Origin of the sequence: Klebsiella sp. 10-1, assembly GCF_009758445.1 — a bacterium.
GTDB lineage: Bacteria > Pseudomonadota > Gammaproteobacteria > Enterobacterales > Enterobacteriaceae > Klebsiella > Klebsiella scottii.
In genome coordinates this window covers 1-16,390 of sequence record NZ_WQRE01000001.1, presented here as the reverse complement: position 1 = coordinate 16,390, position 16,390 = coordinate 1, and the positions used below count along the sequence as shown (strand labels likewise).

Genomic DNA, 16,390 nt, shown 5'->3' with positions numbered 1-16,390 from the left:
TCCCCGAGGCGGCGCGATGCGCCTGCCCGGGGAGATCAAAGCTGCCAGTGAAGCACCGGCCACCGGTGCTCCTCATTCGCCGCCGTCAGCTGCGGGCAAGGGTTGACCAGCCGCACGCGGTCGGCGTGCAGGCACAGCGGCAGATCGTTAATTGAATCGGTATAAAACGTCACCTCTCCGCCGAATTGCGGGTAGGCCTGCCGCCACTCAGCCAGCCGAATCACCTTCCCATGCTGATAGCTCGGCGTCCCGGCAATCACGCCGGTATAGCCGCCATCAGCCATCTCTACGTCAATGCCTAACGCCTGGTCGATGCCCAGCTCATCGGACACCGCCTGCACCAGCAGGCTGACCGACGCCGAGATCACCAGCATCTGTTCGCCGCGCGCCCGTAGCGTGCGGATAACCTCCCACGCCTGCGGGTAGACGCGGGGCAGGATCTCCTCGCGCACGCAGCGGGCGACCAGGCCGTCGACTTCCGCCTGCGGTACGCCAATCAGCGGCGCCTGGATCAGCGCCACGTAATCGGCGATATTCATCTCACCGCGATCGTAATCCTCCATCAGCATCGCTTCTCGCGCCAGATAGTCCGGGTCGCCGGTCCATCCTTCCCTCACCAGAAAACGGCTCCATACCGTACTGCTGTCACCCTTAATCAAGGTGTTATCCAGATCGAAGATCGTGAGAGTTTTGGACATCGTTAATTTTCCCTAATCAGTAAACAGGCTCGCCAGAGCATGCTTAAGAAAGATGACAGCAGAATGATCCGCCCAGCCTGTCCGCCGTCACGCCACCGCCTCAAGGTAGCAAACGAAATATCCGCCCATCAACCCGGGCCGGCATAAAGCCAGCCCTCAACGACGGATCACGACTCCGGCGCGCTGCTCAGCCAGGCCAGCAGATTTTCAACCGACAGTTGCGCAGGCGCCCGCGCCGTCGGCTGCCCCCGCTCGATCAGCAGCAGCGTCGGCAGACCGCGAACCCCGAGGGTCGTCGCCAGATCCTGGTGCCGATCGGCATCGAGATAGCGCCGGTCCAGCGCCGCGATCCGTTGCGCAACCTTTTCCTGCGCCAGCAGCTGCCAGAGTTTACGGCAATGCACGCAGCGCTCAGCGCCGACAAACAGCAGTATTGGCCGCTCGCTTTCCAGGTCCTGCGCCGCGGTCAGGGGAGTGAAGGCGCTTTCCGCCACGCGGAACAGCTTCGGACTGCGGCGCAGGGTATCGTTGTCGGTCGCCACGCACAGCGCATCGGCGCTTTTGCTGTACGGCTGCACCCCCGCTACCCGCACCACGCTCTGCGCCGGGCCCGCGGCCGCCGCGCCGGGCTGGCGTAACGTCCGCACGTCCACCGCCGCGATCGGCGTCTCCTGCGGCTGCGCCAGCTGCGGTATCCAGGCGTAGGGGATGCGGTAGGCGCGGTAGACCATATTGTTATTCAGCGTCTTGCCCCAGAACGGTGAAATATATTCCCAGACGATCTCATGGTCGCGGGTCACTTCAAAAACGCGCCCGTTCGAGCCTTCGTTAATCAAGGTATTGCCGTTTTCCAGACGCTGCATATTGCTGATATACGGGCTGTAGAAGCGGTACGAGTCGGTTGGCTGCGGAAGATCCGCTTCATAGGGCGAGTAGCGCCACTCGATATCAAGGGTCAGCGGGTTGATCTCAAGGATCCGCGAGTAATCGCGCCAGGCGTTTTTCACCCCATCCGCCGACGCCGGGTTTGGCGCGCCGTATCCGGCCCAGCCGCCGTTATCGAAGATGAGAATATTGCCCGCGCCCGGCAGCCCGTGGGGGATCATATGGGCGTGATGCTGGCCGATAATCCAGCCGATGTGCTTGAGCTCCGGCTTACTGTAATCCGGGCCAAGCTGCCAGACGATGCGACCGCTCTGCTTATCAATGATGGCGATAATGTTGGATTCGCGAGCGTCCCAGATAATATTGTCGGGATGGAAGCGCCGATCCCCGGCGTCATACCATTTATTCGGCCCCAGCGCCGACATCGAGTTGATATGCATCCAGTCGCCCATTCCACCGCCGCTGGCGCGCATATTGGGGTTGTTGTACAGCGCGGTGCGCGCCGCATCGTCGAAGCCAAGCTCGTGAAAATGGTCGCTGCAGCGCCACTCCCAGACCACGTTGCCCTGCCAGTCGACTTCAATAATCGTGTCATCCAGCAGCAGCTTGTCGGAGATGTCGGCATTAACCAGATTGGTGTGAGCGAGGATCAGCGTATTTCCCCCCTCCACCTGCGGCTCCAGCCCCGGCGCGTAGTAGCCTACCGGGTTGCCGGCGCGCTGGTAATCATGATGCGCGCGCGCCATCCAGCGCGTTTCATTGCCGGGATCGCTGACCCGTTCGTAGCGATCGAACTTCCAGGTCACGTTCCCCTCCCAGTCCACCTGGATCAGGTCGAGCATATCCTGCATGCCGTAGCGCGGATCGCGCTCGCCGCTGTGGCCGAGTATCGCGCCGCCGGGCAGGATTTTATTGGGAAATCCGTGCAGTTCAGGCCATTCGCGTACCACCTGACCGTTCATATCCACCAGCACCGCGCCGCGCTCGGTGGCCTGGAAAAGGGTGTAGCCGCTCCAGGCACGCGCGGGATCGTAAACGGTGGCGCCGGTCGGGTAAACGGAAGGATGTCCCATGGTGTTGCTCCTTAAATAACGGTATCAGGCAGAGAAGTAATCAGATTGCGGATCTGGCGGCAGGCGGCGGTAAAAGAGGCCTCTTCGCGCCGGCGCGGATGGGGGAGCTCAAGGCTCACCACTTCGCGTATCCGTCCCGGGCGCGGCGACAGCACCACCACCCGGTCGGCCAGCGCGACCGCCTCTTCCACATCGTGCGTCACCAGCAGCGTGGTGGTTCCCGCGCTTTGGTGGATCTGCAGCAGCTCCTGCTGCAGGGTATGGCGCGTCAGGGCATCCAGCGCGCCGAAAGGTTCATCCAGCATCAGAATTTGCGGGCGGCCGACGAGTCCGCGGGCGATCGCCACCCGCTGCGCCATACCGCCGGAGAGCTGGGCGGGCAGCGCGCTGGCAAACTCGGTGAGCTGGACGCGCTCCAGCATTTCCAGCGCCCGCTGGCGTTTCTCCGTCCGGCTCAGCGGCTCATCCGCCAGGCCGAGCATCACGTTGTCGATAACGTTAAGCCACGGAAACAGGCGCGGCTCCTGAAACACGATGCCGCGCTCTTTGCCGACGCCGGTCACCGGCTCGCCGTGGATACGAATCTCGCCCTGGGTCGCGGATTCGAGGCCGACCAGCATCCGCAGCAGCGTTGATTTACCGCAGCCGCTGCTGCCTACCAGCGCCACCAGCTCGCCGGCGGCGATATCCAGGCTGAAGTTCTGTAGCGCCGTCACCTGCTGCCAGGATTTACGGACGCGGTCAAAAGAGACCAGGGGTGAAGTGGTCATAGCGACTCCTGTTGGCGCCAGCGGGTGGCGCGAATTTCCAGTAAACGTCCGGCTTTATCCAGCGCAGCGCCGGTGATGCCGATCAGCACCATGCCGCAGAGAATGGTCGGCATATCCAGCAGCTGCTGGGCATTGATCATCAGGCTGCCGATACCCACGCCGGAGGACATGAAATACTCCGCGCCGATATTGCCAAGCCAGGCGTAAATCAGCGCCAGGCGCAGGCCGGCAAAAATACCCGCGGCGGCGCCGGGGAGGATCAGACTGCGCAGGCGCGTCAGGCCGCTCAGGCGCAGCACCCTGGCAACCTCATCCAGCTGCGGGCTGCGCTGAAGAACGGCCTGCAGGGTGCTGAAGAACATCGGGAAAAAGGATGCCAGGGCGATGAACACGATTTTGCCGCCGTTATCGTTGCCGACCCATGCGGTCAGCAGCGGTAGCCAGGCAAACAGGGCGATATGGCGCAGGACGTTAAGCGTCGGGGTAAAGATCGCTCCGGCGCGCGGGCGCAGCGCCAGCAGCAGTCCGCAGAGCAGCCCGCCGGCGATACCCAGCGCGCCGCCGGCAAACGCCCGTCCCAGGCTTGCGAGCATCGCCGCAGCCAGCTCGCCGCTTGCCGCTCCCTGAATAAAGCGCTCGGCCACCGCCAGCGGCGACGAGAAAAGTACGCTATCGATCCAGCCCCAGCTGCTGGCCAGCTGCCACATTGCCAGCAGCACCAGCGGCAGCTGTAACGCCCGCCAGCTGGCCTGCGGTTTCCAGGCCAGGCGCCCGGTGGCCGGCTGCGGCCAGAACACCAGCCGGGAGCAGGCCCGGTTGGCCGCCCACTCCATCGCCATGCCGCTGAGGCCCACCGCCGCGATGGTGACGAAGACGATATCCAGCTGAAACAGCTGGCGCCCCCAGACCATCAGGTAGCCAATCCCTTCGGAAGAGGCCAGCAGCTCAACGACGATCAGCGATACCCAGGCCTGCGAAAGGGCCAGCCGCAGACCGGTAAACCAGCCCGGCAGGCTCGCCGGGATCACCAGCCAGCGCAGCCGCTGCCAGCGGGAGAAGTTCATGACCCTTGCCGCTTCGCTCAGCGTCAGCGGTACGCCGCTGACCGCCTGCTGGGTATTGATGGTCATCGGCACCACGGTGGTTTTGACGATAACCGCCAGCTTGAGGCCGTTATCAATGCCGAATATCACCATAAACAGCGGGATCCAGCCCAGCGTCGGAATTTGCGCCAGGGCGTAAAACAGCGGCTCGATCCGCTGGGTGGCAGACGGAACCAGGCCGAACAGCGCCCCGAGCAGCGTTCCGGCCAAGGCTCCCAGCAGCAGGCCCAGCGCCAGATGCTGGAGGCTGAATCCCCACTGCGCCAGCAGATCGCCGCTCAGCAGCGACAGCGCGGTATCGGCAACGACCGACGGCGCGGGCAGGATTTGCTCCGCCATCCAGCGTTCGCGGGCGGCGACGTACCACAGCAGCAGCAGCAGCGCGGGCAGCAGCCACGGCCAACCGTTTAGCCTGAACTGCGGCCTGCCCGGTGCGCCTGTTTTTAAGATCATCTGCGACATATCGGTCCACTTTTGCTGAAGTTATAGCGCTATAAAAACGTTCCTTGCGCCCTGCCGCCATTGCGTTAGACGAATAATCCCGATGCAGCGAATGCATTTCAGCCTGCCGGGCACGCGGCCCCTGGCTTAGCTTTTTTTCAGCTTTGCTCTGCGCATAAAAGCATTTAACACCCGGCCCTTCGGCTCTTTAGGGTGAGAAAAAAACTCAGAGGAGCAATAACTTATGATGAAAGCATTTTTTAGCCGCACCCTGCTGGCGCTGGTCGCCGCCGTTGGCCTGCTGGCCGGCGCTCAGGGCGAGGAGCTGCGCACGATCCGCATCGGCGTGCCGGATCAAAGCGCGGGCAGTAAGCCGTTTATCGAAGGGCCCGTCGGCATGGCGTTTATCCGCCATCAGCTGGAAGAGGTGTTTAAGCCGCAGGGCGTGGAGGTGCAGTGGCAGTTTTTCAAAGGCGCGGGCCCGGCGGTGAATGAGGCGCTGGCCAACCGGCAGCTTGATTTTGTCTACCTCGGCGATCTGGCGGCGATTATCGGCAAAGCCAACGGGCTCCCGACGCGCCTGCTGCTGGGCAGCCGCGGCTCCGAATCTTACCTCGCGGCAACCACCGCCTCGGGAATTAAAAAGCTCGCGGACCTGAAGGGGAAACGGGTGGCCGTCTATCGCGGTACGGCGGATCAGCTGGCCTTCGATCGCGCCTTACAAACCGTCGGTCTTAACGAACGCAGCATGCAGGTGATTAATCTCGACTGGAACGCCGGCAAAGCCGCGCTGGCGGCCGGTCGCGTCGATGCGGTCTGGGGCGGCGTCTCGCTGCTGGCGCTGCGCGGAGATAAGATAGACGTGGTGGTGAAAAGCGGCGATTCCGGCCGTCAGAACACCACTCAAGCCGGCTTCCTCGGGACGCAAACCTTTATTGCGGCCTGGCCGCAGGCCACCCAGCAGATTATCGACGTGCTGGTGAAGAACGCCGCTGAAATCAGCGACCCGGCCAACCGGGACGCCTGGTCGGCAGAGATGGCGCAGCAGAGCCAGATCCCGCAGGCGCTGTTCCTGGAGGAGCTGCAGCCGCAGGATCTTAACTTCACCACCTCCCCGCGCATCGACCCGTTCCTCACCGACAGCTTCAGCAGCAGCGTCGGGCAGGCGCAATCCGGCCGCCTGATCCGCAGCGCTTTTGACGTCGGTCAGTGGGTGGACGGACAGTTTGTCGAACGGGCGCTAAAAACGCAGGGCCTGGAAAAGCGCTGGCCGCAGTACGATGCCAAAGGGCAGGCGCTAAACGGCGGTTAGCCCCTCTCCTCCCGATCCAGGAGCTGCAGCTGATGCAGACGGTCGGCGTGCAGGATAACCTCTATCAGCTTTGCCACCAACGGCGGCTGCGCGGCGTGAACCGGGGAGATAATCGCAAACCGAGTCTGCATCAGCCGCCACTCGTCCGGCAGGTCGCTTAGCTCCAGCTTGACCAGCCGGTGGCTGTGCTGGCAAAGCGCAAAGCCGTCTTCGCTGGCGAAGCTTATCGCGTCGGTATGCGCCAGGGTGGAGAGCAGCGCGTAGATATGGTCGCACTGAATCGCCGGGGCAAAGTCCTGCTGCTGGCTGAGGGTCGCCAGCACTTTGCGCACTCCGGGCGGCAAGTACGGCGCGGCAAAAGGATAGCGCAGCATCTCCTGGATAGAGACCGGCCCCCGCTTTGCCAGCGGATGGTCGGCGTGGCAGACGAAGAAGCAGCGCTGCGGGCTGAGCGGCTGGACCCGCAGCTGCGGATCCAGTTCGGCCTGCCAGCTGTCGGCCACCACAAAAGGATAGTGCTGGGTGGTGAGCGCATGATGCAGGGCAAACCAGTTATCAATTTGAAAGCGCACCCGCGCCTGCGGCAGCAGACGGTGAAACTCACCCACGGCGGCCGGGATCAGGCGCGCGGAGGGCGCCGGGCCGCAGCCAAACGCGACCTCGCCGTTTTGCGCATCATCCGCCTCCCGCAGCTGGCTGCTGAGCTCGACGTTCAGCTCCTGAAACCGCCGGGCGTACGGCAGCAGCTTTTGCCCGTGCAGCGTGAGCGTCGGTAGCCTGCTCTGACGGTCAAATAAAGGATGGCCGACGCTCTGTTCGAGCGCCTGGATGCTGCGGCTGAAGGCCGATTGCGACAGGCACACCGCCTCCGCCGCACGATTAAAGGTACCGTACTCAACCAACGCCACAAAGTTGCGCAGTTGGCGAAAATCCAGATGCATAGACCCGCCCTGTTCTCTCTTTTATGCCATAAAAGTACTGGAGGGCGGCCCGGCGGCGCAATGCCGAAATGATGAGGATCTTTCACCTTGCCATCAGCCGGAATAGGCGCGCCCGCATAGTTTCCCGTGAAATATTGTTTAATAGTGAAATTATTTATTAATAAATGAGATTAAAAATGTTAACACCAATATTCTCTGCGCCGCCGGCGCGACCAGTTATGCGCGCAGCTAACGTAAGGTTTCGTAAATATCACCCTATCCCATTCTGGCAGTATGGTGAATACGCTATAAATAATTCCGTTCTATAGCTCACTATGAAAATAATGATATGAAGCCTAAGCTTGCGCATGCCTTATTATTTGTTCCTTTTTTGATTTTGGCAGGATGTTCATCCCCGGCTAAGCACCCGAAAACCGCAGCCCATCATGAATATGCGCCTATCGACGGCGGTTCAGATGACCTGATCCCGGTGCTCGCCGCGCTGCACGATCAGATGCATACCTGGCACGGTACGCCCTATGAGTGGGGCGGCACCGATGAAAGCGGGGTCGATTGTTCCGGCTTCGTCTGGCGCACGCTGAAGGACCGCTTCAACCTGCCGATGGACAGGGTCACGACCAAAGAACTGCTGCGGATGGGCGAGCGGGTCAGGCCGCAGCAGCTGCGCCCTGGAGACCTGGTGTTCTTTCGCATTAACGGCGGCATGCACGTCGGCTTCTATGACACCAACCATGATTTTCTCCACGCCTCGGCCAGCCAGGGCGTAATGCGCTCCTCGCTGGACAATCCGTACTGGAAATCGGCTTTCTATCAGGCGCGTCGTCTGCCGAAAGAGTATAACGCCCAGATAACGATGAACGACGATCGCCGGCACCTGGCTAAAAACCGCTAATTCACCATAAGAAAAAGCCGCTGCGTAAACCGCAACGGCTTTTTTACTGTATACGTCAGGATAATCAGAACTGGTAGGTCATGCCCACGGCAACGATGTCGTCGTCGCTAAGACCCAGTTTATTATCGCTCTTCAGCTGGTTGATTTTATAATCAACGAAGGCGTTCATGTTTTTGTTGAAGTAGTAGGTCAGGCCGACGTCGATATAGTTGACCAGGTCTTCGCTACCCACGCCTTCGATATCCTTACCTTTTGACAGCACGTAGCCCAGGGACGGACGCAGGCCGAAGTCGAACTGGTACTGTGCCACCGCTTCAAAGTTCTGCGCTTTAGTCGCAAAACCGCCGCTGATCGGGGTCATTTTGCGGGTTTCAGAATACATGGTCGCCAGGTAGATATTGTTGGCGTCATATTTCAGGCCGGTAGCCCAGGCTTCCGCTTTTTTACCCACGCCGCGAGCCAGCTGGTTCTGGGCGTCAGTACGGTCAGAGCTGGTGTAGGCTGCGCTGATGGCGAAATCGCTGCCGCCGAAGTCATAGCTTAAAGATGTACCGAAGCCGTCGCCGTTCTGTTTCTTGGCTTCGCGGCCTTCGTTTTTACCCTGATACTGGAGGGTCAAATCCAGACCATCAACCACGCCGAAGAAGTCGGTATTGCGGTAGGTTGCCAGGCCGCTGGAGCGTTTGGTCATGAAGTTATCGGTCTGAGCGGAAGAATCGCCGCCGAATTCCGGGAACATATCGGTCCAGGCTTCAACATCGTACAGCGCGCCGAGGTTACGGCCGTAGTCGAAGGAGCCGAAGTCCTTCAGTTTTACGCCAGCGAACGCCAGACGAGTCTTCTGGGAAGAGTCGCTTTCGGTTTTGTTGCCGGAGAATTCGGATTCCCAGCGACCGTATCCGGTCAGCTGATCGTTAATCTGGGTTTCGCCTTTGATGCCGAAACGAACGTAGGTCTGGTCGCCGTCCTTGCTGTCATCATCGCTTAAATAGTGCATCGCTCTGACTTTACCGTACACGTCCAGCTTATTGCCGTTTTTGTTGAAAACTTCGGCTGCCTGGGTAGCCGAAGAAGCAATAAGACCCATCATCATTAATGCCAGTGAGCTCTTTTTCATTATTCAGTCCTGGTGATTTATTTATACGCGCTAATCAATTCCGGGCGAAGGCCCCGTGAAAACAGGAGGTTTTTTAACGCTCCAGTATTAAAAATTTATGACAATGTGGAACTTTTTATAAAAAAGGGTATTTAAATGTTTCCATCATAAAATTGTCATCTTCCCTCTCCAGAATGCCCGATCCCGCGCAATAAAACGGCGCGCTAAAAACGCCGTTGTTGGCAAGCGGCCTGACTCCTGTTACAACATCACCTCGATATCGATATTCCTTTTGAACGGCAGAGAATCATGAGTGATAGCCAGACGCTGGTGGTAAAACTGGGCACCAGTGTTTTAACGGGCGGATCCCGCCGCCTGAACCGCGCCCATATCGTCGAATTAGTGCGCCAGTGCGCGCAGCTGCACGCCATGGGCCACCGCATTGTTATTGTGACCTCCGGGGCCATCGCCGCCGGTCGTGAGCACCTCGGCTACCCGGAACTTCCCGCGACTATTGCGTCGAAACAGCTGCTGGCGGCGGTAGGACAGAGTCGTCTGATCCAGCTGTGGGAACAGCTGTTTTCCATTTACGGTATCCATGTTGGCCAGATGCTGCTGACCCGCGCGGATATGGAAGACCGGGAGCGTTTCCTTAACGCCCGCGATACCCTGCGCGCCCTGCTGGATAACAACATCGTGCCGGTCATTAATGAAAATGACGCCGTGGCAACCGCCGAGATTAAAGTCGGCGATAACGACAATCTTTCGGCGCTGGCCGCTATTCTTGCCGGCGCCGATAAGCTGCTGCTGCTGACCGATCAGCAGGGCCTGTTCACCGCCGACCCGCGTAATAATCCGCAGGCCGAGCTCATTACGGACGTGCACGGTATTGATGACGCCCTGCGCGCGATTGCCGGCGACAGCGTTTCCGGCCTCGGTACCGGCGGGATGGGCACCAAGCTGCAGGCCGCCGACGTCGCCTGCCGTGCGGGTATCGACACCATCATTGCCGCAGGCAGCCGGCCTGGCGTGATTGGCGATGTGATGCAGGGCCTCCCGGTCGGTACGCGTTTTCACGCGCAGGAATCCCCGCTGGAGAACCGTAAGCGCTGGATTTTCGGCGCCCCGCCGGCGGGAGAACTCACCGTCGATGCCGGTGCGGTGCAGGCGATTCTGGAGCGAGGAAGCTCGCTGCTGCCGAAAGGCATCAAAGTCGTTACCGGCAACTTCTCACGCGGCGAAGTTATCCGCATCCGCAATAGCGACGGCCGCGATATTGCTCACGGCGTTAGCCGTTACAACAGCGATGCGCTGCGCCTGATTGCCGGCCAGCACTCGCAGCAGATTGATGCGATCCTCGGCTATGAGTATGGCCCGGTCGCCGTCCATCGTGACGATATGATAATCCGTTAAGGAGCTGAAAATGCTGGAACAAATGGGCATAGCTGCCAAAGCGGCCTCTTACAAACTCGCGCTGCTTTCCAGCCGCGAAAAGAACCAGGTGCTGGAGAAGATTGCCGACTATCTGCAGGCCGGGACCGAGACTATTCTGCGGGCTAACGCCGAGGATCTGGCAGAAGCTCGCGCCAACGGCCTGAGCGAAGCCATGCTCGATCGCCTGGCGCTCACTCCGGCGCGCCTCGACGGGATAGCCAACGACGTTCGCCAGGTGTGCAGCCTGGCCGATCCGGTTGGACAGGTCATTGACGGGGGGCTGCTCGACAGCGGCCTGCGTATTGAACGCCGTCGCGTCCCGCTGGGCGTTATCGGCGTGATCTACGAAGCGCGACCAAACGTCACCGTAGACGTCGCCTCCCTGTGCCTGAAAACCGGCAACGCGGCCATCCTGCGCGGCGGGAAAGAAACCTGGCGCACCAACGCCGCGACGGTGAAGGTGATCCAGCAGGCGCTGGAAGAGTGCGGGCTGCCGGCCGCTGCGGTACAGGCGATTGAGAGTCCCGATCGGGCGCTGGTCGGCGAGATGCTGAAGATGGATAAGTATATCGATATGCTGATCCCTCGCGGCGGCGCGGGCCTGCATAAGCTGTGTCGGGAGCAGTCAACTATCCCGGTCATCACCGGCGGTATTGGCGTGTGCCATATCTTTGTTGATGAGTCCGCCGAGATTGAACCGGCGCTGAAGATCCTCGTCAACGCCAAGACCCAGCGTCCGAGCACCTGCAACACCGTCGAGACTCTGCTGGTGCATGAGAACATCGCCGGGCGCTTCCTGCCTGCGCTGAGCAAGCAGATGGCGGAAAGCGGCGTGACGCTGCACGCTGACGCCCGGTCGTTGCCGGTGTTGCAGAACGGCCCGGCGAGCGTAGAGCCGGTGAAGGCCGAGCAGTACGATGACGAGTTTCTGTCGCTGGATCTGAATGTCAAAGTCGTTGCCGACCTCGACGACGCCATTGCGCACATCCGCCAGCACGGTACCCAGCACTCTGATGCCATCCTCACCCGCACCCTGAGCCACGCGAATCGTTTTATCAACGAGGTGGACTCTTCTGCGGTGTACGTGAATGCCTCCACCCGCTTCACCGACGGCGGCCAGTTTGGTCTCGGCGCGGAGGTGGCGGTCAGCACCCAGAAGCTGCACGCGCGCGGCCCGATGGGGCTTGAAGCGTTGACGACCTATAAGTGGATTGGTTTCGGCGACGATACTATTCGTGCTTAAAGCCAGACGGGTGATGCAAAAGTAGCCGGTTGATTCATAAGGCCATTGACGCATCACCCACTTAGTTTTAACCTTTTACCCCGTGATTCACTCTGGTGAACGCGTCCTCTTCAGGGCCGATATAGCTCAGTTGGTAGAGCAGCGCATTCGTAATGCGAAGGTCGTAGGTTCGACTCCTATTATCGGCACCATCTCAACTTCCCCAAACGTCCGTATTCATCCATAAACACTATGATTTATAAAGATTTTACTGATTTTTAGTCCGTCATTGTCCGTAACCATCCAGTAGAATCCGATACTGAATGTGTATAGGATTGTGTATATGTTCCTGTTCGGTCTTGGATTCCTATACACATGCCTTTAAACGATATGCAGATTCGCCGCGCTAAGCCTGAAGCTAAAGCCTATACACTTGGAGATGGGCAAGGCTTGTCATTGCTTATAGAGCCTAATGGAAGCAAGAGCTGGCGGTTCCGCTATCGCTATGCCGGTAAGCCCAAAATGATCTCGCTTGGTGTGTATCCGACGATTACCCTTGCCGATGCTCGCTCTCGTCGGGATGATGCCCGAAAACTGGTCGCGGAAGGAAAGAACCCGAGTGAAGTTCGAAAAGAGCAGAAGATCGCTTTGCAAACGGAATCCGAAAGTGCGTTTGAAAAGATAGCTACAGAGTGGCATCAGATGAAGTCCGCCAAATGGTCGGCAGGATATGCGTCAGATATCATGGAAGCGTTTCAGAACGACATTTTCCCGTATGTAGGGACAAGACCTATCGGTGAAATAAAACCGCTAGAACTGCTTAATGTGCTGCGTAAAATTGAAAAACGCGGGGCCTTAGAGAAGATGCGCAAAGTGCGACAGCGTTGTTCAGAAGTGTTTCGTTATGCCATAGCTACTGGGAGAGCTGAGTTTAATCCTGCTGCAGATCTCTCGAGCGCCCTCGAAGTACATCAATCCAATCATTTCCCGTTCCTAAAAGCTGATGAGCTACCAGATTTTCTACGTGCCTTAGACAGTTACACAGGGAGTCGGCTTGTCCAGATTGCTACGAAATTACTCATGATTACGGGTGTGAGAACCATCGAATTACGTGCTGCATTGTGGTCAGAATTTGATCTAGATAACGCTATCTGGGAAATTCCTGCTGAAAGGATGAAAATGCGCAGGTCACATCTTGTGCCATTGTCGACTCAGGCGTTAGATTTACTTAATGAACTCAAGATGATGACAGGTAACTATCGTTATGTTTTTCCGGGCCGTAACGATCCAAATAAACCGATGAGTGAGGCGAGCATTAACCAACTTATAAAGCGGATTGGATTTGCAGGTCGTGTTACAGGGCATGGTTTTAGGCATACCTTCTCAACAATTTTGCATGAGAAAGGATACTCATCTGCATGGATTGAGTTGCAGTTGGCCCATATCGATAAAAATAGTATCAGAGGCACTTATAATCATGCTCAATATATTGAGGGTAGAAGAGAAATGATTGAGTGGTATGCAAATATTATTTTTGGAACAAAAGAATAAATTATTTGTAGAAAATGCTGCATCACTTAATTGTGCATGCAGCATTATTATTCAACCTTTACCTTGAAGTATTGATACTAAATCGTTAGGCATACTTTCACTTACTTCAATAGTATCTCGTTCGAGCTTCAATTTATCGAGCATAAACCTATTCGTTAGGTCAAAGCTATCAAATATAGTATACCAATTTTTTACATAACGCTTCATTCTAGGATCATCACCAACTAAGCCCATATCACCTTTCTGTAAATGGGAGTTCATCCTACTCTCTATTTCAAAACTGTCTTTGGATATTTTCCGCCCGATTAGTATAAGCTCAAAATGTAAGTTCTGACTCCCAAAACCTGGATGTCTTTGGATAATTGCGGCATAATCGTCAAGTTGTCTCAAATGCTTTATATTGAGAGATATACTCGGGCGTTTAATTTCAATTATTATACATTTAAAATATGGATTCCCATTTGAGTCCAGACAAGGATATTTTCTAGCGAGGAATAAATCAGTTTGCCTTTTTGCCCCCTCTAATTCATTCCCTGATCCAATGTCGCTTTCGTCTATATCATCAATATGTTTTACGCTATTTCTTAATTCGCTGGCTATTTTTGTAAAAGTGTCTTCTTCAGCACCAATAGTTTCATAACGCTCACCAAAAAGCCAAGTATTATGCTCAATGATCTTTTGTAGGTCAGGAGTCTCTCTTATTTCTTTATAATGGTTATCCATTAAGTAACGTAGTTTGTCGACTACAAGTCTTCTTTTTTGCAATTCTTCTATTGCGCTAATTATATTATCAAGCTTTGTAAGCCTTAACTGTTTAGAAAATTTTTCAATCCCTTCCTTGCTCAAATCCAGTACACTTTCAAGAATATTAAATAATTCTTCATTATTATTTGAAGAAGATAGCTTATCTAATAACCTCACGAAAACTTTCCTTTGTTTTGAGCTTAAAGATTCAAGTAATGTCGGATCAGCAATATATATATCCCTTACAATTGCCTTAATATTATTTAAACGCCATTCTGCATATTGAGGGTCAGAGTACTCACTATAGGATGGGAATGCGCCTTCTTGCTGATAACGCTCAAGAATTGCCTCTATTCTCTTTTTGAGAAAATCATCATAGATATCTTTTGCCAAGCTCCAGACAAATTTTATGAGATTTTTCCATGTTGGAGAGTCAGGATTGTATTTAGCTTCAGAGAAGATATCATCACCACTGCTACTGAAGTTATTCGCCCATTCTGAACTTACGAAAACAGACAGATAAAAGTCTTTCTTTTGATTGAATTTGCTAGGAACTTCAAATACTTTCTTTCCATGTGTATTTACAAGGTAAACATTTGAACGCTCTTTCGATGGTTTTTCATTCCATCTTAATGCTTTTATTGAAAATAAGGAGTCGTCAAAGTATTGCTCAAATGTGTAAGAATCATGCTCAGGGGCGGTAATGATCTCGCCATTGAACGATAAAGTAAGTTGTCCATTTAAGGCTAAGTGGCAACAAAACTCACTCTGTAATCGTCTAACTATTTCATTGTCAGTTGGTAAATCATTATGGAAATGATTAAATACAACACATGTTCCGCTTTTTAGCTTAGTTAAAGTAGGGTGTTGCTCAGGGTTAGATATATCGATAAATGCCTGATATTTTTTTATATCATTATCATCAATTTCGATTCTGGCGTTAATATTATCATTTTTTGTAAACCAGACTGCTTGATGACTTAGCTTATGAAATGAAAGGCGTCCTCTACCCTGGGAACCGTGTAGTTCGATATTGTCTTTTTTTAGTGAGTCATCAAATCTATTAAAGTTGGAGTCGAAGTCTTTAATATCGATGCCATCCCCATCATCAAGAATGTATAGTGAGGATAATCCCCCTAAATCATTTCTACGAAGTTCAATGCCTACATTGCGAGCCTTTGCATCAAAGCCATTCCATGCTAATTCTACAATGGACTGAAACGGTTCGTAGTTTTTAAATCTCTTCTTAATACCAACATCATTGATGTTTGTTTCGCCACTTATAATGCGCATGAATGCATCCTTTTCTCACAGTGCGTATGCTGTAATGTAACAATCTTCTGTAGTGACTGCCTGATAATAAACAATATAACGCTTTTATTTTTGCGCGCAATGTTCTCCCCGCCTGCACGCTTCGTGGGTCTGTTTTCATGCAGGTGCATTCAGGCTCAAACTGCAACGGGCCTGAATGCATCAGATGAATGCATGGACATGAGGTGAGTGCTTTAAGAGGCAACAGTTTCAACGCCGAAATAACTGATTTTCCTCATCCACCGGTCGACCTTTTCTTGATTCTCGCCTGATCGCCTCAGAGGTTCACCACGCTCTCGAACAGCACCGCACCATCCACTGACACTCCCGCAAACACGCGCAGCGCAGCGACGCGCTCAGGCAGCGAAATTAAATATCATTAAATAAATACTTTACCGCTGGCGCGCAGTGCTTTCCCCGCCTCGCCTGCACGCTTCGTGGGTCGGTTTTCATGCAGGTGCATCGGAGGGCTCAGGCCGCGCCGGGACAGGGCTGCGAAGGGAGTGACGGGGCGAGGAAACGCATGCAAAACCATGCACCCTGTGGATGCATGGCTTAATTCGGGAAAAATAGCGGTATTTTCGGGGATTTTTTGCGGAGCTACCTGCTGGCCAGTTCCGTGCGCCGGCGGGCATAAATCAGGCTCTGTGCGGGGGTGTATTTTTCCTGATTATCGACCCGCGAAGCCGCGTCAGGCCTGAATCCGATGGCCGTTAAAATATCGCTGTCTTCTGCCGAATAATTAATTTCTTCACCGGTACTCAGCCACACGGACAGCGCTTCGCGCAGGTAATGCGCCGAACGGTCGAGCGCATGGCCGGTCAGGAGTGCGGGCTGCTGGCTGAGTCCCATCAGCTCCGGGGCAAGCGTGGCGGCGAGCTCTGTCCCGTGCGCCTGCATGAAGTCATTCAGCCGGT

13 protein-coding genes and 1 tRNA gene are annotated in these 16,390 nt (G+C 55.6%); 6 read left to right on the top strand and 8 right to left on the bottom strand.

The features are described from left to right. Positions 1–35 precede the first annotated feature (35 nt). From GO007_RS00070 to GO007_RS00055, 4 genes are all read right to left on the bottom strand, one after another. A complete protein-coding gene (locus GO007_RS00070) occupies positions 36–698 on the bottom strand; it encodes an HAD family hydrolase (protein WP_095094216.1) in 663 nt (220 codons plus the stop codon). Between the two features lie 167 nt (positions 699–865). Continuing rightward, the gene (locus GO007_RS00065; RefSeq protein ID WP_095094215.1) at positions 866–2,656 is read right to left on the bottom strand and encodes an aryl-sulfate sulfotransferase; all 1,791 of its coding nucleotides are present in this window, start codon (positions 2,654–2,656) and stop codon (positions 866–868) included. 11 nt (positions 2,657–2,667) lie between these two features. Next, entirely contained in the window at positions 2,668–3,426 is a 759-nt protein-coding gene (locus GO007_RS00060; protein ID WP_095094214.1) for an ABC transporter ATP-binding protein, read from the bottom strand. Beyond that, a complete protein-coding gene (locus GO007_RS00055) occupies positions 3,423–4,991 on the bottom strand; it encodes an ABC transporter permease (RefSeq protein ID WP_095094213.1) in 1,569 nt (522 codons plus the stop codon). Before GO007_RS00055 ends, GO007_RS00060 begins: the two co-directional genes overlap by 4 nt. 223 nt (positions 4,992–5,214) lie before the next feature. On the opposite strand from GO007_RS00055, the gene GO007_RS00050 reads away from it, so the two are divergent. Further along, positions 5,215–6,282 carry an ABC transporter substrate-binding protein gene (locus tag GO007_RS00050; protein ID WP_095094212.1) on the top strand — a complete coding sequence of 356 codons (1,068 nt, stop codon included), beginning with the start codon at positions 5,215–5,217 and terminating at the stop codon, positions 6,280–6,282. On the opposite strand, the gene GO007_RS00045 is transcribed toward GO007_RS00050, so the two are convergent. After that, positions 6,279–7,223, bottom strand: coding sequence for a LysR family transcriptional regulator (locus GO007_RS00045; protein WP_095094211.1), 945 nt, complete (start codon positions 7,221–7,223; stop codon positions 6,279–6,281). The two genes, GO007_RS00050 and GO007_RS00045, sit on opposite strands and share 4 nt — an antisense overlap. A 328-nt stretch (positions 7,224–7,551) precedes the next feature. On the opposite strand from GO007_RS00045, the gene GO007_RS00040 reads away from it, so the two are divergent. Further along, a complete protein-coding gene (locus tag GO007_RS00040) occupies positions 7,552–8,115 on the top strand; it encodes a C40 family peptidase (protein WP_095094210.1) in 564 nt (187 codons plus the stop codon). A 64-nt stretch (positions 8,116–8,179) separates the two neighbouring features. Here GO007_RS00040 and phoE read toward each other — a convergent pair whose 3' ends face one another. After that, complete coding sequence (phoE, locus tag GO007_RS00035) at positions 8,180–9,232, bottom strand: phosphoporin PhoE (RefSeq protein WP_095094208.1); 1,053 nt, start codon at positions 9,230–9,232, stop codon at positions 8,180–8,182. Between the two features lie 288 nt (positions 9,233–9,520). Between phoE and proB the strand changes: the two genes are divergently transcribed. The 4 genes from proB to GO007_RS00015 all read left to right on the top strand — a co-directional run bounded on the left by proB (position 9,521) and on the right by GO007_RS00015 (position 13,418). Beyond that, positions 9,521–10,624 carry a glutamate 5-kinase gene (gene proB / locus GO007_RS00030; RefSeq protein ID WP_095094207.1) on the top strand — a complete coding sequence of 368 codons (1,104 nt, stop codon included), beginning with the start codon at positions 9,521–9,523 and terminating at the stop codon, positions 10,622–10,624. A gap of 10 nt (positions 10,625–10,634) precedes the next feature. Beyond that, entirely contained in the window at positions 10,635–11,888 is a 1,254-nt protein-coding gene (gene proA, locus GO007_RS00025; protein WP_095094206.1) for a glutamate-5-semialdehyde dehydrogenase, read from the top strand. 115 nt (positions 11,889–12,003) lie between these two features. After that, positions 12,004–12,079 (top strand) — tRNA-Thr (locus GO007_RS00020). Between the two features lie 163 nt (positions 12,080–12,242). Continuing rightward, positions 12,243–13,418, top strand: coding sequence for a tyrosine-type recombinase/integrase (locus GO007_RS00015; RefSeq protein ID WP_095094204.1), 1,176 nt, complete (start codon positions 12,243–12,245; stop codon positions 13,416–13,418). A 51-nt stretch (positions 13,419–13,469) separates the two neighbouring features. Here the strand turns inward: GO007_RS00015 and GO007_RS00010 are convergent, their stop codons facing one another. Continuing rightward, positions 13,470–15,455, bottom strand: coding sequence for an ATP-binding protein (locus tag GO007_RS00010; RefSeq protein WP_095094202.1), 1,986 nt, complete (start codon positions 15,453–15,455; stop codon positions 13,470–13,472). A gap of 618 nt (positions 15,456–16,073) precedes the next feature. Further along, positions 16,074–16,390 (bottom strand): phage polarity suppression protein (locus GO007_RS00005; RefSeq protein ID WP_286141672.1); only part of this gene is annotated, 317 nt, incomplete at its 5' end.